The sequence below is a fragment of the Methylotenera sp. L2L1 genome, from assembly GCF_000744605.1.
GTDB lineage: Bacteria > Pseudomonadota > Gammaproteobacteria > Burkholderiales > Methylophilaceae > Methylotenera.
In genome coordinates, this window is sequence record NZ_JQMG01000001.1 from 1,077,029 (window position 1) to 1,097,564 (window position 20,536).

A 20,536-nucleotide genomic window follows, 5' to 3' on the forward strand; every position below is an offset into this window, starting at 1 on the left:
CAGGCGAGCTGGTGGTTACTTTTGGTAAATCTGATCAAATGTACCGCCATCAGAGAAGTGCGTTTTTTGGGCTTTTTGCCAGCCGCCAAATACATCATCAATCTTGATTAAGTTGACTTTAGGAAATTGCTTCTCATATTTAGCAGCGACAGATGCTAGTGTCGGGCGGTAGTAGTTTTTAGCGGCAATCTCTTGACCCTCTTCGCTATATAAATACTCTAAATAAGCTTGTGCCACTGTGCGTGTTTTGCGCTTATCAACAGTTTTGTCGATAATGGTGACAGGTGGCTCAGCCAAAATAGATAAAGATGGGATGACAATTTCAAACTTGTCTGGACCAAGTTCTTTTTGCGCTAAGAATGCTTCATTTTCCCAAGAGATAAATACATCGCCAATGCCGCGCTCTACAAAGGTCGTGGTAGATCCACGTGCGCCACTATCAAGTACCGGTACGTTTTTAAAGAGTTTTCCTACAAACTCGCGTGCCTTTGCATCGTCATTGTTGTTTTGCTTAAGTGCATAGGCATACGCCGCTAAATAATTCCAACGTGCACCGCCAGATGTTTTAGGGTTAGGGGTAATCACTGAAACACCTGGTTTAATCAAATCATTCCAGTCTTTAATGTTTTTAGGATTACCTTTGCGCACCAATAACACAATGGTAGAGCTATACGGTGAGCTATTGTGCGTTAAGCGTTTTTGCCAATCCTTAGGGATAAGCTTAGCTTTGGCGCTAATCTCATCAATATCGTAAGACAGAGCGAGCGTTACCACATCGGCAGGAAGTCCATCAATCACAGCCCGCGCTTGTTTACCTGAACCGCCGTGGGATTGTTTGATGGTGACGTTATCGCCAGTTTTAGCTTTCCAGTAGCTTGCAAATGCTTTGTTGTAATCAACATAAAGCTCGCGGGTTGGATCGTAAGATACGTTTAATAAAGCGATATCTGCAGCCCAGCTGGCTAGCGGCACAAACAGCGCGCTAATCAACAAGGCTTTCTTTAAGTGTTTAAATGTTTGCATGGTATTTTCTTTCTAGTTTTCTAATGATTAAAAGCCTAATACGGTTAACTCGGTGTAGAAGAAATCGGATGAGTCATTACGATTAGCCTCACCTGCAACTTTGCGAGCATTCTCTTTTACGAAATCGCCACCCCAAAAATGTGCGTAGCCAATGTTCAGTGACGCATATTGGTTGATTGGGAAGCGCACACGTAAGTCAACTTCTTTACCTAAATCGTTGCCACTAGCACCAGTTCTGTCACGAAGGTTGTTACCAGCTTGCCAGCGATCAGATGAATCATCCAAACGGTACCAGCTGAAGCTCGTGTCCACTTTAACGTTCTCTAGGAAAGACACTTTCGGCTCAAACTCCAAGTGCAACTTAGGTGTTCTGATGTTTTCCATCTGGATATAGTCATTGTTAGACCAAGGGCGGGCGAAGCCGAATAAACGTTCAAAGCGCTGGCTGTCAGTACGGTCTGTGCCTGTCGCTGGAGTGCTATCACCAGTCGCTACGCCATAGTAAGCACTTACCCTAGGCTTCCAAGAATTTTTAAAGGTGTATCCCACTTCGGCACCATATGAGTAAGCCTCGTGGTCTACATTGATGCTACCCAATATGTTACTCAAGAAGCGATCTTGGTTGCCCCATTGTTTAACGTAGCTAGTGTCGTAGTCCCAGCCAGAATTAAAAGCACCATAAGCGCGTAAGCCAGCGGTGTGAATCTTACGGTCGATTTGAGCCGAGCTGAGTGTTGCGCCTGTTAGCTCTTGGCCGTTAGAATTGTATTTAACCTTGTTACCGTCTTGCTTCAGCAAAAAGTAGTAAGGTTGCAAAGTGACATATTCAGACCAGCCGCGCCAGTCACCGATAACACCATAAAAATCTTGTGAGTGATCTACTTCATCTAGGCTGCGGGTAAAGCGCTGCACTGGCTTAACGGCAAACGCTTCTAATTGCCAATCATTCTTCTTTTCGCCAATGTTGGCACGTACGCCTTGGAACGTGTTAGTTGTGTTGCGCCATTCGTTACGTGCGATCAAGCGACGATCCAGTGACTCCCAAGCCAAGCGGCCGCCACGAACCCAGAATGGGCGATTATTGCCTAGGTCATCTTTGCCAAAAATGGACTCTTTGAAATGCAACTCAAGATAACCTTGTAAAATATCGGCTTGATTCACATCGCGTGTATCGTAGCTACGAGAGTAGTCGCCATGGTTGCGGCGAGAGTCTTGCACTTCAACAGCAAAACGCAACGGATCCAAAATCTCTTTCACACCAACATAAGCGCGTGTACGCAATAGCAATGGATCATCGACATTTTCATCGGCGCGACGAAAATCGTTATCACGATGTTCATAACGCGCACGGTATTCCAAACCTAAATCTAACCAGTTCACATCATTGAAAGCATCGTAATCCTTCAACCAAGTTTTATTGGCTTGTTTAACGTAACGTGGCGGCTCTGATTCTTTTTGCGTTCCGTAACTTCTACGTTCTACGTAATAGCCGTTTGTGGCTTTTGCAGCCGCTTTTGCTTCTGCAGCGATTTCATTTAAACGTGCTTTTACTTTCGCTTGTTGCTCTAAGTCTTCAACACTACTCGCTGCTTGCTGAGTGTTTTCAGCAAGTTTGATTTCAGCTTCATTAGCGTATGCAAAACTACCGCTAAGAAATAGGCCGCTTATTAGTAAAGGCTTTGCTAGCTTTTTACTCAATGAAAGATTACTTTTAGTTTGCATGATGTTCCTTTTATTTCAATGCTAAGTAGGGTTGCGCTTTGGTTGTCCAGTACAAGCCTAATGAATTATTATTTAAGTCGCTTCACTGTTGATTGTGTTCAGTGCAGTAGACGTATTTCCTTTGTGTAAGCTTGGCTTGCCTTGACTAAAGCGTTGCCTTTCTCTTTTCTCAATCTGTGTCACGCGGCCTTCATGTACGATGATCTCAACTGAGCCAAATCCAGTGCCATGCTTAAGATTTTCAACAGTACGTAAAATCTCTTGAGTAACATTTTGTGTGATTAGCTTGCTTGTCATATTGGCTGTTAATGTTGAATAAGTAAGAAAGTACGCACTATAAATAAACTATTTAATAATTAAAAATAATTATTTTGAATAAATTTATAACTAAAAAGAATATAAGCGGGTAATTTATGTAAAAAGCGTTAAAAGCAAACTTTATTAACTGTAGTGTTTCCAATTCATTGAATTGATTGGTATAATGCGGATGAATTTTTTGATGGGCTTTGTGCCCATTTTTTGTTTCTGCAATCTGCGTATTCATGTTCAGATTGTGCGGTGAGAGTAAAGGGTGGAGTTTATGCAAGATTTGCAAACGTTAATAGAAAAGTCGGTAAGTCAGTTAGGCTATGAGCTTGTTGATTTGGAGATTTCCAATCGTGGCAAATTATTGCGCGTGTTTATTGATAAACAAAATCCTGTTGATATGAAAGATAGCGTAAATATTGACGATTGCGTGCTGGTAAGCAACCAATTAGGTAATTTGCTAGCGGTTGAGCATGAAATTGATTATGACCGCTTGGAAGTGTCGTCACCAGGCATAGATCGCGTGCTGAAGAAAGAATCTGACTACCTACGGTTTGTTGGTGAACGTGTATCTATTAAGTTGCGCGTTGGTGTGAAAGATGAAGGACCTAATGCAACAGAGACTACCTTGCCTAGAAAGACCTTTTTAGGATTGATTCAAGGCGTTGAAGATGGGCACTTGATGCTTGATTTTGAGGGTGCAATCTACAAAATGGCGCTTAGTAATATTGATAAAGCACGGTTAAATCCAGTGTTTTAAATGCAAGTGTTTGTAGTGTAAGAATTTAATAAATAAGGCAGTTAACCTGCAATATATAGTCGGAGATTGAAAATGAGTCGTGAAATTTTATTGTTGGTAGATGCCTTGGCGCATGAAAAAAACGTTGATAAAAACGTCATATTTACCGCGTTGGAGCTGGCTTTGGCTTCGGCTACAAAGAAAAAACATCACGATGATGCCGATGTGCGCGTTGCAATTGATCGTGAGTCTGGCGAGTATCAAACATTTAGACGCTGGCAGTATGTTGATTACGACTTGCTCGAAAACTCGGCCTATCAAATCGATGAGGAAGATGACCGCTCAAAAGGCTTAACGATTGGCGATTATTACGAAGAGCCTTTAGAAAACCTTGAGTTTGGCCGTATTGGAGCACAAGCTGCTAAGCAAGTGATTTTGCAAAAAGTACGTGAGGCTGAGCGCGAGCAAATCTTGCAAGACTTCTTGGCGCGTGATGAAAAGCTGGTGACTGGTGTAATCAAGCGTATGGAAAAAGGCAATGCGATTATTGAAGTGGGTCGCATTGAGTCATTGTTGCCGCGTGAGCAAATGATTCCAAAAGAGAACTTACGTGTTGGTGACCGTGTGCGTGCGTATTTGCTACGCATAGAGCGCAGTGGTCGTGGTCCTCAGTTGATCTTATCTAGAGTCACGCCAGAGTTCTTAGTGCGCTTGTTTGAGTTGGAAGTGCCTGAGATTGAAGAAGGTTTATTGGAAATTCGTTCAGCAGCACGTGATCCTGGTTTGCGTTCTAAAATTGCAGTGAAGAGCAATGATCAGCGTTTGGATCCAGTTGGTACCTGTGTTGGTATGCGCGGTTCACGCGTGCAAGCGGTGACTGGTGAGTTAGCTGGCGAGCGTGTGGATATCGTTTTATGGAGCATGGAGCCAGCGCAATTTGTCATTAACGCAATGTCACCAGCTGAAGTATCTAGCATCGTTGTGGATGAAGATGCACATAGCATGGATGTTGTGGTGGAAGAAGAGCAATTGGCATTAGCGATTGGTCGCAATGGTCAAAATGTGCGCTTAGCATCAGAGTTAACAGGTTGGACGCTCAATATCTTGACGGTTGACCAAGCTGCACAGAAAAATCAAGAAGAGTATGCTGGTGTTAGTCAATTGTTCATGGAAAAGTTGGACGTGGACGAAGAGGTGGCTGAAATTCTAGTGCAAGAAGGCTTTAGTACTTTGGAAGAAATCGCTTATGTTCCATTGGCTGAAATGAATCAAATTGAAGCTTTTGATGAAGATACGGTAGAAGAATTACGTAAACGTGCTCGTGCAGCATTGTTGACAGAGGCTATCGCTAAAGAAGAAAAAGTGGAAGAAGCTGCTGAAGACTTGTTGACGTTAGAAGGTATGGATGATGCGACTGCACATCAATTAGCGGCAAAAGGTATTTCAACGATGGATGATTTGGCTGAACTGGCGATTGATGAGTTGGTTGAGTTGACGAATATGGACGAAGAGCGAGCAAAGGCACTCATTATGACTGCACGCGCACCTTGGTTTAAGTGATATTGGGTTTAAATAACATTCAAATGTAGAGCTTTGTGGGTATCGGTCAATGAACGTTGACCGAACTGAGGCTAAGTAATAATGAGTAGTAATGCTAGGCAATAAAGCTTAGAAAAAAGAATACTGGAGCAACAAGATGGCACAAACAACCGTAGAACAATTTGCTGGCGAATTAAAGCTGCCAACGGCATTGTTATTAGAACAGCTTAAAAGTGCTGGCGTGCATAAAACAAGCGCAGATGATGAGCTAAGTGAACATGACAAATCGGCATTGCTGGATCATTTGCGTAAAGAGCACGGTACGCTTGCTCCTAAAAATAAAATTACGCTCACCCGTAAATCAAACACAGAAATCAAAAAAACCGACAACACCGGTAAAGCACGCACGATTCAAGTAGAAGTTCGTAAAAAACGTGTGATAGAACAGCGTGAAGATGCTGACATGGCTGAAGATGAAATTGTGGAAGACGTTGTTGCTGAAACCATTGCAGACGTGGTTGAGCCGGTTGATGTGCCTGAAGAGGTAATCGCGCCAGTGGTCGAAGAGCCATTGCCTGTGGAGGTCGTTGAGCCTGAAGTGGTTGAAGCTGTGGTTGTTCCGGAGCCTGAAGTTGTCGCGCCAGTAGCAATCGAAGCGCCTGTTGAACCGGTGGTTGAGCCTGAAAAAGTTGTCGTTAGACAGCAAACCATTAGTCGTAAAGATTTGCTTGGTGCAGAAGAGATTGCGCTGCGTGAACAAGAGGCTAAGCGCCATGCTACGTTGTTAGCATTGCAAGCAGAAGATAAGCGCAAAAAAGAAGAGTTAGCACAACGTCGTTTAGACGAAGAAGCTAGAAAACTGGCAGAAGCTGAAGCGGCTAAAGTAAAAGCAGCTAAGCTTTCAGAAGGTACATTGCATAAGCCTGTCGCCAAAGAAGGTGCTGAAAAACCAGGTGCAAAAGATGCGAAAAAAGGCAAAGGTAACAATAAAGAGTGGACTGATGCTGAGAACAAGAAGCGTGGATTAAAAACACGTGGGGATGTTGCAGGTGGTAAAGCTGGCTGGCGTGCGCCTAAAGGTAAGGGCGGCAATAAGCATCATGATGATGATCAGCAGCATGCCTTTACAGCGCCAACCGAGCCGTTGGTATATGAAGTATTAGTGCCGGAAACGATTACTGTGGCTGACTTGGCGCACAAAATGTCAGTGAAGTCAGGCGAAGTGATTAAGACTTTGATGGGCATGGGCATGATGGTAACCATCAACCAAGTGCTGGACCAAGAAACCGCGATTATTATTGTGGAAGAAATGGGTCATAAAGCCCAAGCTGCAGCACCGAATGATCCTGATGCGTTTATCGAAGAAGCTGAACATGCTGAAGCTGTCATGGAAACACGTCCACCTGTTGTTACTGTGATGGGTCACGTAGACCACGGTAAAACTTCATTGTTGGATTACATCCGCCGTAGCCGTGTGGCAACGGGTGAGGCTGGTGGTATTACGCAGCACATTGGCGCTTACCACGTAGAAACACCGCGCGGAATGGTGACATTCTTAGATACTCCAGGCCATGAAGCGTTTACTGCGATGCGTGCGCGTGGTGCTAAAGCGACCGACATCGTGATTCTGGTTGTTTCAGCAGATGATGGCGTGATGCCGCAGACGATTGAGGCGATTCACCATGCTAAAGCAGCGGGTGTGCCGATTGTTGTTGCGATCAATAAAATTGATAAGCCAGATGCAGATCCTGAGCGCGTAAAAATGGAGTTGGTGAGCCAAGAAGTTGTACCAGAAGACTTTGGTGGTGACGTCATGTTCCGTCCAGTTTCAGCGAAAACTGGTCAAGGTATTGATGACTTGCTAGAAGCTGTGCTGTTGCAGGCTGAAGTGTTAGAGTTACAAGCGCCTAAAAATACCCCAGCAAAAGGTTTGGTGATTGAAGGCCGTCTAGATAAAGGTCGCGGTTCAGTGGCAACGATTCTAGTGCAGTCAGGTACGTTGAAACGTGGCGACATGATCTTAGCCGGCACTACGTTTGGTAAAGTGCGTGCGATGTTGGACGAAACTGGTAAAGATATTCAAGAGGCAGGCCCATCTATGCCAGTGGAAATTCTAGGCTTGTCTGATGTGCCTAGCGCGGGTGAAGAAGTGATCGTGTTGAATGACGAGCGTAAAGCACGTGAAATTGCATTGTTCCGTCAAGGTAAATACCGCGATGTGAAGCTTGCTAAACAGCAAGCGGCAAAACTGGAAAACATGTTCGAACAAATGGAATCAGGCGAAGTGCAAACACTTGGTTTGATTATCAAGTCGGACGTACAGGGTTCATACGAAGCATTGGCGACAAGTTTGCAAAAACTATCTACCAGCGAAGTGAAAGTGAATATTATTCATACCGGTGTTGGTGCAATCAGCGAGTCAGATGTGAACTTGGCAGCAGCTTCTAAAGCAGTGTTGATTGGTTTCAGTGTGCGTGCCGACTCTGGCGCACGTAAATTGATTGATACTTTAGGTGTGGATGTACGTTACTACAACATTATTTATGAAGCAGTAGACGAAATCAAAGCAGCGCTTGGCGGCATGTTGGCACCAGAGCAAAAAGAGAGCATGATTGGTACAGTAGAAGTACGTGAAGTGTTCCGTATTTCTAAAATTGGTGCGATTGCTGGTTGCTATGTACAAGACGGTATGATTAAACGTAACTCTAAAGTACGCATCTTGCGTAATAACGTGATCGTGCATACTGGTGAGTTGGATTCACTAAAACGCTTTAAAGATGATGTTAAAGAAGTTAAAAACAACTTTGAATGCGGTCTGTCATTAAAAGGCTACAACGATATTGAGGTTGGTGATATCTTAGAAGTGTATGAAATGGTAGAAGTAGCGCGTACCTTATAGTTAACAGTAAATGCCTATGACCTTTATGTGTTGTAGGCATGCGATTGTTGTAGTGTAAAGATTACACAATCTGCATATATTTAGGTTGTATCTGGTTGTGCTTAACTATGTTGACGCTTAGTTTTGGCGTTGATGTGGGCTCTATGGGTGATGAGGTTAGATAGCTAATATCTAGATGGCTCAAGATTTAAGTGACCAAGGTTTAAGAGAGTAAGTTCAGCGTTATTTAGGATTAGAATGGCAAAAGATTTTTCACGTAGTCACCGTGTGGCTGAGCAAATGCAACGAGAAATCGCAGATTTGTTAATGTTCGAAATTAAAGACCCGCGCGTGGGCATGGTCACGGTGACTGCTGTTGAAGTCACTGGCGATATGGCGCATGCTAAGATTTTTTACAGCGCCGCCAAAGCGAGTGAAAGCATGCAGCAAGGGCTTGAAAAGTCAGCAGGTTTTCTACGTACGCAGTTAGCAAAACGTATGCTATTACGCACAGTGCCACAATTGCATTTTGTTTACGATGCATCGATTGATAATGGCATGATGATGTCTAAATTAATTGATGAGGCGATCGCTTCAGATAAAAATAAGTCTTAATTCTCAGAAGTTACCTTCCTTTGCAATTCAAAAGAGTCAAAAAAAATATTAACGGTATTCTGTTATTAGATAAACCCTTAGGTTTTTCTTCTAACCAAGCGCTGCAAAGAGTTAAGTGGTTGCTACAGGCGGCCAAAGCCGGCCACACTGGCACTTTAGATCCATTGGCAACAGGCTTATTGCCACTCTGCTTTGGCGAGGCAACTAAATTTGCTCATTATCTAACCGATGCAGATAAAACCTATCACGCTACCATGAAGTTAGGCATTACAACGGCTACTGGCGATGCTGAAGGCGCAGTGCTCAACACCTTTCCTGTCAATGTCACTCGCGATCAGTTTAGTGAAGCTTGCCGCAAGTTTGTTGGCCTTATCAATCAAATCCCACCCATGTACTCAGCTTTAAAGCACGAGGGTAAAGCGCTGTATGAATATGCGCGTGAAGGTGTGGAAATTGAACGTAAGGTGCGTACGGTCACTATCCATGCCATTAAAGTGCTTAGTTTTGCGGGTGATGTCGCTGAAATTGAAGTAACCTGTACTAAAGGCACGTATATTCGCACCCTCGCCGAAGATATAGGCGCACATTTGGGCTGTGGCGCACATCTAATTGGTTTGCGTAGAACTGCCACTGCGAATTATGTGATTGCTGAAACCATTACTTTAGAGGCATTTGAAGCGCTGGGTAGTGAGGAGCGATTGGCTAAATTAGCGCCGCCTGAAACAGCGGTGGATTATTTGCCATCTGTGATACTCGATGCTGATAGTGCTTTTTATTTAATGCAAGGTCAGGCAGTGTGGCGGAGTGGCAATATACCAGCAGGCTTGTTGCGCCTGTATGATGAGCGGAGTGTGTTTTTAGGCCTGGGTGAGCAACAAAGTGACGGAAAGATTGCACCTAAGCGATTGATGCAGCAAGTAAATAATTAAAGGCTATTTGCTAAAATAACTTGTTAAGCAGTAAAGTTGTCACTATAATGCACGGTTCATGTAAATGAATGCATGAGTGGGTTGGTTTCTAAAACAGATTCTAGGCTACTTTTGTATTGACGCAAAACATCTAAATTAGGAAAAAGTTATGGCAATTACAGCACAAGACACCGCGAAAATCGTTGCAGAATATCAACGCGCACCAAATGATACAGCAAGCCCAGAAGTGCAAGTTGCACTTTTAACTAGCCGTATCACATACCTAACAGAGCATTTCAAATCTAACAAAAAAGATAACCACTCACGTCGTGGTTTGTTAGCTTTGGTTAGCCAACGTCGTAGCCTGTTAGACTATCTAAAACGTAAAGACTCTAGCCGTTATCAAACATTGATTCAACGTTTAGGTCTGCGTAAGTAACAGTTATAAAAGTGCTTAGCTTTTTGGCTTCACTTATATAATTGCTGTAAAAAGCCGATAGCATCAATATGCGTCGGCTTTTTTTATTGTTAGATTGTTATTGGGTAGTGAATAACAGTCTGTTGAAAAAGGAAAATAAATGTTTAATAAAGTTACTAAAAGTATTCAATACGGCGCGCACACGCTAACCCTTGAAACTGGTGAAATCTCACGTCAGGCAGATGCTGCAGTGATGGTGAGCTACGGTGATACGGTAGTGTTAGTGGCAGTTACCAGCAAGCGTGAAGTTAAAGCAGGTCAAGACTTCTTTCCATTGACTGTAGATTACATGGAAAAAACCTATGCTGCGGGTAAAATCCCAGGTGGTTTTTTCAAACGTGAAGGCCGTCCTTCAGAAAAAGAAACACTGACTAGCCGCTTGATCGACCGTCCATTACGCCCGCTGTTCCCAGAAGCGTTTTATAACGAAGTGCAAGTGGTGGCAACTGTGTTGTCATCAGATCCAGAAATCGATGCAGATATTCCTGCAATTATCGGTGCATCAGCAGCAATGTCATTGTCAGGTATTCCATATTACGGTCCACTAGGTGCGGCACGTGTTGGTTATATCAATGAAGAATACGTATTGAACCCGACTAAAGTGCAATTAGAAGAAACCGAGCTTGATTTGGTGGTTGCTGCTACTGAAACTGCTGTAATGATGGTTGAGTCTGAAGCTAAAGAGCTTTCAGAAGAAGTGATGCTGGGCGCGGTTGTTTATGGTCATGAGCAAATGCAAGCTGTGATTAAAATGATTGGCGAATTAACAGCTGAGGCTGGTAAAGATGCTTGGGACTGGGTTGCTCCAGAGCCAGATACTGCATTGATTGAAAAAGTAGCTAGCTTAGCTGCTGCTGATATTAATGCTGCATTCCAAATTAAAGCGAAGGGCGCACGCTCAGCTAAATTAGATGAAATCACCAGCCGTGTATTAGGTGAGTTGATTACTGAAGAAACTTCAACCTCTGAAGCTAACAAAATTAAAAACGAAATCTTTAATTTAGAAGCTAAAACTGTACGTAGCCAAATTCTAAATGGCGAGCCACGTATTGATGGTCGTGATACACGTACTGTGCGTCCTATCAGTATCCGTACTGGCGTGTTGCCACGTACACATGGTTCAGCACTGTTTACACGTGGTGAAACACAGGCGTTAGTAGTGGCTACATTAGGTACTGGCCGCGATGAGCAAACCATTGATGCATTGCAAGGCGAATACAATGACCGCTTTATGCTGCATTACAACATGCCTCCATACGCAACTGGTGAAACTGGTCGCGTAGGTACACCAAAACGTCGTGAAATCGGTCATGGCCGTTTAGCTAAACGTGCTTTGGTGGCTGCATTACCAGCTAAAGAGGATTTTGATTACACGATGCGTGTGGTTTCTGAGATTACAGAATCTAACGGTTCAAGCTCAATGGCTTCTGTATGTGGTGGCTGTTTAGCATTGATGGATGCTGGCGTACCAATGAAAAATCACGTTGCAGGTATTGCAATGGGCTTGATCAAAGAAGGTAACCGTGTTGCTGTGTTGACTGACATCTTGGGTGATGAAGATCACCTGGGTGATATGGACTTTAAAGTAGCTGGTACAGAAGATGGTATCACTGCCTTGCAAATGGACATCAAAATCACAGGTATCACTGCACAAATCATGCAAGTGGCTTTAGCCCAGGCTAAAGAAGGCCGTGCGCATATCTTGGGTATTATGAAACAAGCGGTGAGTGGTGCTAGTGCTGAAATGTCACAATTTGCACCGCGCATTATCACGATGAAAATCAACCCTGAAAAAATCCGTGATGTGATCGGTAAGGGTGGTGCGGTGATTCGTGCTTTAACTGAAGAAACTGGCACAACGATTGATATCGAAGATGACGGTACTGTGAAAATTGCATGCACTAGCTCTGAGCAAGGTGCTGAAGCGCAACGCCGTATCGCAGAAATCACTGCTGAAGTTGAAGTGGGTCAAACCTATGAAGGTACTGTGATCAAGTTACTTGATTTCGGTGCAATCGTTACTTTGATTCCAGGTAAAGATGGCTTGCTACATATTTCACAAATTGCACATCAACGTGTAAATGCAGTTGCTGACTTCTTGAAAGAAGGCGATGTAGTGAAGGTGAAAGTGGTTGAGGCTGATGAAAAAGGTCGTGTACGTCTAAGCATGAAAGCTTTGATTGATCCGCCAGTTGCAGAAGCAAAAGCTGAAACAGAAGCTGACGAGTAATATTAAAACGTCATCGCTTGCTAGATAACAAAAAGCCCGCTTATGCGGGCTTTTTGTTATCAAATGATTTAGAGCATATTTAAGTTGATTGAATAAGAAAGCTTAAATGCGTTAAACGGTAAGTTTGAGTGCTTACTTAGCGACTTGGCGTTCTCTAAGCTCGTCTAAAGTTTTGCAATCGATACATAGGGTGGCGGTAGGGCGTGCTTCTAAGCGTTTTAAGCCAATCTCAATACCGCAACCTTCGCAGTAACCGTACTCATCGTGCTCGATGTTGCGTAAGGTTTCGTCAATTTTCTTGATGAGTTTACGCTCGCGGTCGCGGTTGCGTAATTCAAGCGTCATATCAGACTCTTGGCTGGCTCTATCGTTAGGGTCAGCAAACATCGTCACTTCATCTTGCATCGTGTGTACGGTGCGATCAAGCTCTTGGCTTAGCTCAGATTTCCAGTCATTTAAAATTGAACGAAAATGCGCTAGCTGAGTTTTGCTCATGTATTCTTCATCAGGCTTCGGCTGATAAGGCGTGAACTGCTTACTAATTACATCTGCCATAATAATTACCCAAATACAAAAAAGTTAAAAATATTGAAAACTGCACTAGCTAAACTGCTAGTTCTAAAATTAGCGCATGAGTGTACACTGATTAACGGTTTGATGCAAAACCGTAATTTACATACCTCTATCTAATTGATTTAATACGATTAAATAATGGCGTCTTGTTCGCTAAGCTCTAGCGAAAGTAGCGTGTTCTCCATTAGGGTGGCAACAGTCATTGGACCCACGCCGCCAGGTACTGGGGTAATCCAGCCTGCCCGCTCTTTTGCTATGTTGAAATCAACATCGCCACAGATGCGACCATCTTCTAAACGGTTGATGCCAATGTCAACCACGATGGCGCCAGGCTTAATCCACTCACCTTTGATTAAGCCAGCTTTGCCGGCTGCGGCAACGATTAAGTCGGCATTTGCGACAATTTTCCCTAGGTCTTTGGTGTGGCGATGGCAGCTAGTCACGGTGCAGCCTGCTAGCAGTAGCTCTAAGCCCATTGGTCGACCCACGTGGTTCGACACCCCAACTACAACAGCATCTAAGCCCATGAGGTTGATGTTGGTTGCCTCAAGTAGTTTGATTACACCAAATGGCGTGCATGAGCGTAACGTAGGCTGGCGTACAGCTAAGCGCCCGATGTTGTATGGATGGAATCCATCTACGTCTTTATTCGGGCTAATGCATTCAATGACGTGTTCCTCTTTGATTTGCGGCGGCAGTGGTGACTGCACCAGAATGCCATCTATCGTGTTGTCTTGGTTGAGCTGCGCGATTAAAGCAAGTAACTCTTGCTCAGTAGTTGATGTCGGTAAGTTATAGGCAACGGAGCGAATGCCAACCTTTTCACAGGCTAGGCGTTTGTTGCGCACATAGATAGCAGAGGCAGGGTCTTCACCTAGTAAGATAACCGCAAGCCCTGGGGCTCGTTTGTTGGCTAGCAGGCGTTGGTTGATTCTTTCTTTGATTGAGTCTAATAAATTGTCGGCAATCGCTTTGCCATTGATAATTTGAGCAGTCATTGGGTGTCAGAATCTAAAAATTCAATTAATTTGTAAAATAAAACGTCATTTTAGCATATAGCGATTGACCTTAATCTTAGTTTTGGTTATATTACTGCCTCTTCGGCGTGTAGCGTAGCCTGGTAGCGCGCCTGCTTTGGGAGCAGGATGTCGGGAGTTCGAATCTCTCCACGCCGACCAAAATTTTTGGGTGTTAAAAGTAAGTTTTTCTTTTAACACCCAAATTAAAAGTCAGCCCGAAAAGTATAGTATTTTATGTTGTAGATGACATAAAGTCTTGTAACCAAAATCTGCCCGTAGCTCAACCGGATAGAGCACCAGCCTTCTAAGCTGGGGGTTACAGGTTCGATTCCTGTCGGGCAGGCCATAAAAATTTAAAGTCTCTATGGTGGCTGTAGCTCAGTTGGTAGAGTCCAGGATTGTGATTCCTGTTGTCGTGGGTTCGAGCCCCATCAGCCACCCCATATTTAATAAGCCTCACAGCGATGTGAGGCTTATTTCTTTCTGCTTTACCTTTCCGCTAAGTAAAATTACTCTTGATTAACTTAATTCTATTAAGATAGTATCAAGTGCATACTAAAGTATTGCTCGGCATCTAAGTGAATTTGTACTGGCAGTTATCGCAACCAATCATTAAATTTAATGTGGGGTTCAGAAGATCATGCTAATTGAAGACATTGAGAATAAAGATCGTTTTCTTTTTATATTTGAATGGCTGATGGCCATCATGTCGAGATATCTGTGCCCGATGCCGTTCGGTTTGGTTCATATTGATCACGGCGATAAAAATGAGCTTGGTAATGCTTATGGTGCAAAAGAGGCCGCTGAGCAGCTTGTCACAATGACAAGCCATCTTAAAAAAACCTTTAGGAATACGGATCTGGTTGCTAGGATAGGCAGTGACTTTTGGATTATTGTGCCGTATACGCCAGCCACCGAGAAAGTTCAGGATAAGGTAAGAAACATCATTCAGGACTCTGAGCATGGTGGTTTGAAAGCGGTTGTACAAAATGCGTCGATTTTTAGTTTCCCAAGTGATGATAAAGAATTAAATCAGAAGCTTAGAGAGTTAAGTGGCACCGAGTTCTTGGCCCATCTGAAAAAACACCGGGATACCTTATCTAGTCAAATGCTGGCATTAGATTAAAGTCAGAAAGCTGAGTTGTTGATTTAGCCGGGCTAACTGTTGTTGAATGTTTGTGTTCATGTTTTTTTATGATCATCAATAATTGTTCGTTGCGAACAGTTGGTTAAAACAGTTCGATGATTGTTTTAAATGACGAGTGTATTTGTTTGATGGGTTTCACTTCGATTTTGACCCATGGATTTCGCCCCATGTTACACGCTGGTGAAAGTATTGATACATCAAACTATTCAGGCTATAGTGGCGTTGGTTACAGTTGTTATCTAATTTAAAAAAAGGGTTTGTTAATGGCAGCACTACGTCCTGTATTGATGATTATTGATGATGACCCGCTAATCACTGATACCTTACATTTTGTGTTGAGTAAATATTTTGAAGTATGCGTGGCTGAGTCGTACACGCAATTGAAGAGTTTGCTTCAGCAGTTAGATGCCCCTCCCGCTTTGGCTTTGGTTGACTTAGGGTTGCCGCCTACTCCACATACACCAGAAGAAGGCTTTAAAGTGATTAGCGCACTGCTAACACATTCACCTACTATTAAAATTCATGTACTTTCGGGCCAAAGTGATGACGTCAATGTGAAGCATGCGCTGACATTAGGGGCAGTAGACTTTATTGCGAAGCCTTGTGATGTAGAAAAGCTTAAAGACATGTTGTTGAATGCGCTCAAGGTTCAAGACGTTGAGTTGAATGAAATGCGGGTGGAGCAAGAGCATGGTGGCTTGCTTGGCAATAGCCTACCCATTCAGGCGCTACGTATGCAGATTAGGCAGTTCGCAGACTCTCCATTTCCTGTGCTGATTGAAGGAGAGTCTGGTAGCGGTAAAGAGTTGGTGGCGAGCAGCTTTCATTTTGCAAGTCAGCGTTTGTTATATCCTTATTTATCTGTTAATTGTGCTGCGGTTTCGCCATTGTTGGCAGAATCTATCTTGTTTGGGCACGCAAAAGGCGCGTTTACTGGCGCAGTGGCCGCACATGCTGGCTATTTTGAGGATGCGGGTGAAGGGACTTTATTTTTAGATGAAATTGGTGAATTGCCCTTAGAGCTGCAGGCTAAGCTTTTGCGCGTGCTGGAAAATGGTGAGTATCAGCGTATTGGTGAAACGCAAACGCGTAAAAGTCGCGCGCGCATCGTGGCTGCCACTAACCGGGATTTAAGAGCAGAAGTGCGTGCCGGTAAGTTTAGGTCGGACTTATATCACCGTTTGAGTGTGTTTACGGTGCATGTGCCGCCGCTACGTGAGTTGACGGATGATAAGCATTTGTTGCGTGAACATTTTATTGAGTTTTATACCAAGCAAATCGACAAGACACCATTTAAGCTTGAGACTAAAGCCGAGGTGCGGTGGCTTGATTATGATTTTCCGGGCAATGTGCGTGAGTTGAGAAATATTGTGATACGGTTAATTGCCAAATACTCTGGTAAGACCGTTAAAGAAAGTGAGTTGATTGCCGAGTTTGATTTAAGTGAGCAAGCATCAACCACTGATACGTTTAATTTTAACGATGACGCGAGCATGACGGCGCAAGCGCAAAAACACCTGCAGCGCCAAGTGAATGTCAGTTTGGATGCGGTGCTTAAGTCTTGGGAGCGTGCTTATATTGATGCAGCAATGAAGATGACGCATGGCAACTTGAGTCAGGCTGCTAAATTGCTAAGTGTGAATCGTACAACGCTGTATAGTCGTATGAATACGCAAGATGAATAATCGTTACTACTGATCCTCTCTAGGAAATTACTTGTATTATCCACACTTTGGTTTGCAGCAGCCCCCGTTTAAGATTACACCAAACACAGATTTTTTCTTTTCTGGTGGTAATCGAGGGGCAATACTTGATGCTTTAGTGTATGCCATTGCTAATGGTGAAGGCATTATCAAAGTGGTTGGTGAGGTAGGTAGCGGCAAAACAATGTTGTGCCGGATGTTGCAAACGATACTTCCTGAAAGAATTGAGAGCATCTATCTTGCGAACCCAAGTGTAGCGCCTGAAGATGTGTTGCATGCGATTGCTTTTGAGCTACAACTGCAATTACCTAAAGATGCCGATAGATTAAAGGTGATGCAAGCATTGCAAGACCATCTGTTGAGTCGCCATGCAGAAGGTCGCCAAGTGGTGATCTTTGTTGAAGAAGCACAAGGCATGCCGTTGGCAACGCTGGAAGAGATTCGCTTGTTGTCCAACTTGGAAACTAAGCAAGATAAGCTGCTACAGATTGTGTTATTTGGTCAGCCAGAGCTGGATGAAAATTTAAATCAGGATCAAATTCGCCAGCTACGCGAGCGCATTACGCATCGCTTTAATTTGGGGCCATTACAAACCAAAGATGTGGGTGAGTATTTAATTTTTAGACTCCGTGCAGCAGGTTATCATGGTCCACATTTGTTTACGGATGCATCAATTAAAAAGCTATCACATGCCGCACAGGGCCTCGTGAGACGCGTTAATATCTTAGCGGATAAGGCGTTGCTGGCAGCGTTTGCTGATAATGTCTATCAGGTAACTCCTAAGCACATTAAGGCCGCTATCCAAGACAGTGAGTTTGCAGAAAGTGCTTATGGACAGCGGTTTGGCCGATATAAGCAATTTGTAACTTGGTTTATAGGCTTGCTTGTTATTTTAAGTGCTATATCAATCGCAGTGATGTTATGGCAGCAATCGACTGCTCAGAAAGCAAGTGTTAATGTGACGGTACAGCAAACTCAGCCTGCTATAGCTAAGTTATCCGCAACTAAGCCCAGCATGCCTCAGGTGGTAAAGCAATCCGCAGTTGCTGTTACCAACACGCAAATGGGTGTCAATGATTTGTCCGCGTTGGCTAATGCTAGTACGCCAGCGGTTTTGAAGGAGACGGTAATTGCTAGCGATAAATCTGATGCTACAGAAAGCAAAAGCAGCGCAGGCTTGGTGAATCAGCGTTTGGATGCGATGAGTAAGTTATTGCAGAGTGCAAAGCCCGGTGCGGTGTTGCTACAAATTAAATCGGTACCTAACGCGTTACCGATGGGTGCAGAGGGCGAAGAGCATCAGTTAACAATGGAGCTTGAGCGTTTAAGTCAGCAAGTGGAGGTAGACAATATCTACCTATATCGTATGCACCAAAAAGATGGTTTGTATACAGTGGTCTTGTATGGTGTGTATGAGCAGAGGGTGGACGCACTAGCCGCCTTAAAAAGCTTGCCGCCGTATGTTAAAAATAGTCGGCCATATTTGAGGACGTTGGCTGGTATTAGTAAAGATATGGCGCTAGCTCCTGAAGTGATAGTGCCATAATTTCTATATTAGCTAGTGATGGCTTAATTTAATGGCGTTTACTAAGGTTGATAGCAGTCTGAGCATGTGGAATTTAATACAAGCTGTGTTTAAAATGGACTTTTGTATGTTACCTAATCAATAACCTTGATTTATCGTTGTAACTAATTGTTGCTATTTGTATTTTTGCGGTATCATGCAACTAGATGCATAGCGAATAGATAAAGTTGCAGAATTAGGGGTAACCAAGCCGTGATGAATAATAAAACAGTATTAGCAATGCTGAGTATGATCTTGGTTTTGTGTATGACAGCGTGCTCGCATCAATCTAAAGTTCAGCCATCAAAGGGGCATATTGATGGACAAAATACTTCAACACCTTCTGTAATAACAAAACCAGCTACATCTTCATCGGCTATTCCTAAGCCGGTCACTAACAGTCCTTATCTGCCGCCACCTACTCCTAAAGCTAAAGAGCCTGTTTACAGCATTGTTGTGTACGACACACCAGTGAAAGAGGTGTTGTTTGCGATAGCAAGAGACAGCAAGCTTAATGTTGATATTCACCCTGCCATTCAAGGGCGTGTGACTTTAAATGCCGTAGACCAAACCTTGCCGGCAATTCTAGAGCGCTTATCTAAACAGGTTGATTTGACTTATAACGTTAAGGGTAATGTGCTGACGATTACGCCAGATCAACCAGTATTAAGAACTTATAAAGTGGATTATGTGAATATGTCGCGTGATGCTGCTGGTTTTATCGGGGTGGATGGTCAAATTTCCAGTACTGGTCAGAGCTCTAATGCGGGCGGCGGTACAACAAGTAATACGTCAGGCACGGGCGCGAATAATAGTTCTCGTACTACGGTTAAAAGTGAATCCAATAATCACTTTTGGGAAACCTTGGAAAAAAATATCACCGCATTGTTGGCAGAGAGTGATAAAGAAATCATTATTGGTAGATTAGAGGCAGATAAGCAATCGGCACGCCTTGATAATCAAGGCGGTAAAGAGGGGGCGGTGGGTGCCGCTGGAGTGAGTGCGCAAAAAACTGAGGCTAATGTAAAAACGGATGCACAACAGGCTTTTACTGAGTACAAAACCTTGTTTGCTGCCAATGTCATTTCTAACCGTGAAGCTGGTGTTATCAGTGTGCGTGGCACCAACAAGCAACATGAGCGAGTCCAGGAGTTTCTGGATAAGGTGCTTGTTAGTGCTAAGCGCCAGGTGTTGATTGAAGCTACCATTGTTGAAGTGAGGCTTAGTGATAGCTTTCAGGCTGGTATTGATTGGAGCAGGCTAAATAACAGTGCGACTAATAGTGGTTTTCAGTTTAGGCAGCAATTGGGTGCACAAACTAACAGCATTAGCGCTACAGGGAATACCTTCACTACGACGGCGAATGCATTTGGGGTGGCTACTAATGGGGGATTTGTTGCTGGATATCTCAATCCAATCAGCAAAATAGGTAATATTGCAGCATCTATTAACTTACTTGAGCAGTTTGGATCAACTAAAGTGTTGTCTAGCCCTAAATTGATGGTGCTTAATAATCAAACGGCAGTATTAAAAGTGGTTGATAATTTGGTTTACTTTACGGTGCAGTCGCAGCAGTCACAGGGTTCTGTAGGGGGGGGGCATATTGTCGACTGTGACAACCACGCCTAATACTGTGCCTGTTGGTGTCGTGATGAGTGTTACCCCTCAAATTAATGATTTGAGTAATGTGAATATTAATATCAGACCAACTGTTTCAAGGGTGTTGGGGTTCAAAAAAGACCCAAATCCTAATTTAACGATTGAAAGTTTGGTGCCTGAAATACAAGTGCGCGAAATGGAGTCGATGTTGCAGATTCTGAGCGGTAACACAGCCGTGCTTGGTGGTTTAATGCAAGATGATGTGCTGACGAATACTGATAAAGTGCCGGGCCTATCAAAGGTGCCTGGTGTCGGGAAAGTATTTACTGGGCAGAATGATGCAAACCGCAAAACCGAGTTGGTTATTTTCCTACGGCCGACAGTGATTGTTAACGCCAGCCTAGAAAGTGATGAGTTGGCCTCTTATAAACAGTATCTGCCTTCGCAGCAACTGGGAAATACATTAGACGCCGAGAGTGAAAGGTAATTAGCA

At 43.6% G+C, this 20,536-nt stretch carries 17 protein-coding genes and 3 tRNA genes; 15 read left to right on the plus strand and 5 right to left on the minus strand.

Annotated features, from left to right (window positions below; translation table 11 throughout):
• Positions 1-15: 15 nt before the first annotated feature.
• The 3 genes from FG24_RS05035 to FG24_RS05045 all read right to left on the minus strand — a co-directional run bounded on the left by FG24_RS05035 (position 16) and on the right by FG24_RS05045 (position 3,042).
• Positions 16-1,023, minus strand: coding sequence for a sulfate ABC transporter substrate-binding protein (locus FG24_RS05035; RefSeq protein WP_036301689.1), 1,008 nt, complete (start codon positions 1,021-1,023; stop codon positions 16-18).
• A gap of 27 nt (positions 1,024-1,050) precedes the next feature.
• Positions 1,051-2,745, minus strand: coding sequence for an alginate export family protein (locus tag FG24_RS05040; protein ID WP_036301690.1), 1,695 nt, complete (start codon positions 2,743-2,745; stop codon positions 1,051-1,053).
• Between the two features lie 72 nt (positions 2,746-2,817).
• Complete coding sequence (locus FG24_RS05045) at positions 2,818-3,042, minus strand: YezD family protein (RefSeq protein WP_036301692.1); 225 nt, start codon at positions 3,040-3,042, stop codon at positions 2,818-2,820.
• A 283-nt stretch (positions 3,043-3,325) separates the two neighbouring features.
• Here FG24_RS05045 and rimP point away from each other — a divergent pair, with 283 nt between their 5' ends.
• From rimP to pnp, 7 genes are all read left to right on the plus strand, one after another.
• Complete coding sequence (rimP, locus tag FG24_RS05055) at positions 3,326-3,811, plus strand: ribosome maturation factor RimP (RefSeq protein ID WP_036301696.1); 486 nt, start codon at positions 3,326-3,328, stop codon at positions 3,809-3,811.
• Between the two features lie 72 nt (positions 3,812-3,883).
• On the plus strand, positions 3,884-5,350 hold the full coding sequence (gene nusA, locus FG24_RS05060; RefSeq protein WP_036301698.1) for a transcription termination factor NusA: 1,467 nt from the start codon (positions 3,884-3,886) through the stop codon (positions 5,348-5,350).
• Between the two features lie 136 nt (positions 5,351-5,486).
• On the plus strand, positions 5,487-8,228 hold the full coding sequence (infB, locus tag FG24_RS05065) for a translation initiation factor IF-2 (protein ID WP_036301700.1): 2,742 nt from the start codon (positions 5,487-5,489) through the stop codon (positions 8,226-8,228).
• Positions 8,229-8,465: 237 nt separating this feature from the next.
• Complete coding sequence (gene rbfA / locus FG24_RS05070) at positions 8,466-8,822, plus strand: 30S ribosome-binding factor RbfA (protein ID WP_036301702.1); 357 nt, start codon at positions 8,466-8,468, stop codon at positions 8,820-8,822.
• 20 nt (positions 8,823-8,842) lie between these two features.
• On the plus strand, positions 8,843-9,751 hold the full coding sequence (gene truB / locus FG24_RS05075; RefSeq protein ID WP_036301705.1) for a tRNA pseudouridine(55) synthase TruB: 909 nt from the start codon (positions 8,843-8,845) through the stop codon (positions 9,749-9,751).
• Positions 9,752-9,899: 148 nt separating this feature from the next.
• The gene (gene rpsO, locus FG24_RS05080; RefSeq protein ID WP_019899902.1) at positions 9,900-10,169 is read left to right on the plus strand and encodes a 30S ribosomal protein S15; all 270 of its coding nucleotides are present in this window, start codon (positions 9,900-9,902) and stop codon (positions 10,167-10,169) included.
• 139 nt (positions 10,170-10,308) lie between these two features.
• A complete protein-coding gene (gene pnp, locus FG24_RS05085) occupies positions 10,309-12,438 on the plus strand; it encodes a polyribonucleotide nucleotidyltransferase (protein ID WP_036301709.1) in 2,130 nt (709 codons plus the stop codon).
• Between the two features lie 132 nt (positions 12,439-12,570).
• Here pnp and dksA read toward each other — a convergent pair whose 3' ends face one another.
• Positions 12,571-12,993, minus strand: a complete 423-nt coding sequence (gene dksA, locus FG24_RS05090; protein WP_036301711.1) for an RNA polymerase-binding protein DksA — start codon at positions 12,991-12,993, stop codon at positions 12,571-12,573.
• 149 nt (positions 12,994-13,142) lie between these two features.
• On the minus strand, positions 13,143-14,009 hold the full coding sequence (gene folD, locus FG24_RS05095; protein WP_036301714.1) for a bifunctional methylenetetrahydrofolate dehydrogenase/methenyltetrahydrofolate cyclohydrolase FolD: 867 nt from the start codon (positions 14,007-14,009) through the stop codon (positions 13,143-13,145).
• A gap of 103 nt (positions 14,010-14,112) precedes the next feature.
• Here folD and FG24_RS05100 point away from each other — a divergent pair.
• The 8 genes from FG24_RS05100 (at position 14,113) to FG24_RS12995 (ending at position 20,530) form a co-directional block, all read left to right on the plus strand.
• Positions 14,113-14,189, plus strand: a tRNA-Pro gene (locus FG24_RS05100).
• A 110-nt stretch (positions 14,190-14,299) separates the two neighbouring features.
• Positions 14,300-14,376, plus strand: a tRNA-Arg gene (locus FG24_RS05105).
• A gap of 21 nt (positions 14,377-14,397) precedes the next feature.
• Positions 14,398-14,473: transfer RNA gene (locus FG24_RS05110), tRNA-His, on the plus strand.
• A gap of 197 nt (positions 14,474-14,670) precedes the next feature.
• A complete protein-coding gene (locus tag FG24_RS05115) occupies positions 14,671-15,156 on the plus strand; it encodes a diguanylate cyclase domain-containing protein (protein WP_036301715.1) in 486 nt (161 codons plus the stop codon).
• Between the two features lie 284 nt (positions 15,157-15,440).
• Entirely contained in the window at positions 15,441-16,862 is a 1,422-nt protein-coding gene (locus FG24_RS05120) for a sigma-54-dependent transcriptional regulator (RefSeq protein ID WP_036301716.1), read from the plus strand.
• Between the two features lie 31 nt (positions 16,863-16,893).
• Positions 16,894-18,426 carry an ExeA family protein gene (locus FG24_RS05125; protein ID WP_036301718.1) on the plus strand — a complete coding sequence of 511 codons (1,533 nt, stop codon included), beginning with the start codon at positions 16,894-16,896 and terminating at the stop codon, positions 18,424-18,426.
• A 234-nt stretch (positions 18,427-18,660) separates the two neighbouring features.
• Positions 18,661-20,073 (plus strand): secretin N-terminal domain-containing protein, encoded by a 1,413-nt coding sequence (locus FG24_RS05130; protein ID WP_432205667.1) that lies wholly within the window; start codon positions 18,661-18,663, stop codon positions 20,071-20,073.
• A complete protein-coding gene (locus FG24_RS12995; protein WP_432205670.1) occupies positions 20,057-20,530 on the plus strand; it encodes a type II secretion system protein GspD in 474 nt (157 codons plus the stop codon). Before FG24_RS05130 ends, FG24_RS12995 begins: the two co-directional genes overlap by 17 nt.
• Positions 20,531-20,536 lie beyond the last annotated feature (6 nt).

Bases quoted from the DNA above. Each gene is read 5' to 3' on its own strand.
- FG24_RS05035 (WP_036301689.1), bottom strand. From the start codon at position 1,023: ATGCAAACATTTAAACACTTAAAGAAAGCCTTGTTGATTAGCGCGCTG.
- FG24_RS05040 (WP_036301690.1), bottom strand. From the start codon at position 2,745: ATGCAAACTAAAAGTAATCTTTCATTGAGTAAAAAGCTAGCAAAGCCT.
- FG24_RS05045 (WP_036301692.1), bottom strand. From the start codon at position 3,042: ATGACAAGCAAGCTAATCACACAAAATGTTACTCAAGAGATTTTACGT.
- rimP (WP_036301696.1), top strand. From the start codon at position 3,326: ATGCAAGATTTGCAAACGTTAATAGAAAAGTCGGTAAGTCAGTTAGGC.
- nusA (WP_036301698.1), top strand. From the start codon at position 3,884: ATGAGTCGTGAAATTTTATTGTTGGTAGATGCCTTGGCGCATGAAAAA.
- infB (WP_036301700.1), top strand. From the start codon at position 5,487: ATGGCACAAACAACCGTAGAACAATTTGCTGGCGAATTAAAGCTGCCA.
- rbfA (WP_036301702.1), top strand. From the start codon at position 8,466: ATGGCAAAAGATTTTTCACGTAGTCACCGTGTGGCTGAGCAAATGCAA.
- rpsO (WP_019899902.1), top strand. From the start codon at position 9,900: ATGGCAATTACAGCACAAGACACCGCGAAAATCGTTGCAGAATATCAA.
- pnp (WP_036301709.1), top strand. From the start codon at position 10,309: ATGTTTAATAAAGTTACTAAAAGTATTCAATACGGCGCGCACACGCTA.
- dksA (WP_036301711.1), bottom strand. From the start codon at position 12,993: ATGGCAGATGTAATTAGTAAGCAGTTCACGCCTTATCAGCCGAAGCCT.
- folD (WP_036301714.1), bottom strand. From the start codon at position 14,009: ATGACTGCTCAAATTATCAATGGCAAAGCGATTGCCGACAATTTATTA.
- FG24_RS05115 (WP_036301715.1), top strand. From the start codon at position 14,671: ATGCTAATTGAAGACATTGAGAATAAAGATCGTTTTCTTTTTATATTT.
- FG24_RS05120 (WP_036301716.1), top strand. From the start codon at position 15,441: ATGGCAGCACTACGTCCTGTATTGATGATTATTGATGATGACCCGCTA.
- FG24_RS05130 (WP_432205667.1), top strand. From the start codon at position 18,661: ATGAATAATAAAACAGTATTAGCAATGCTGAGTATGATCTTGGTTTTG.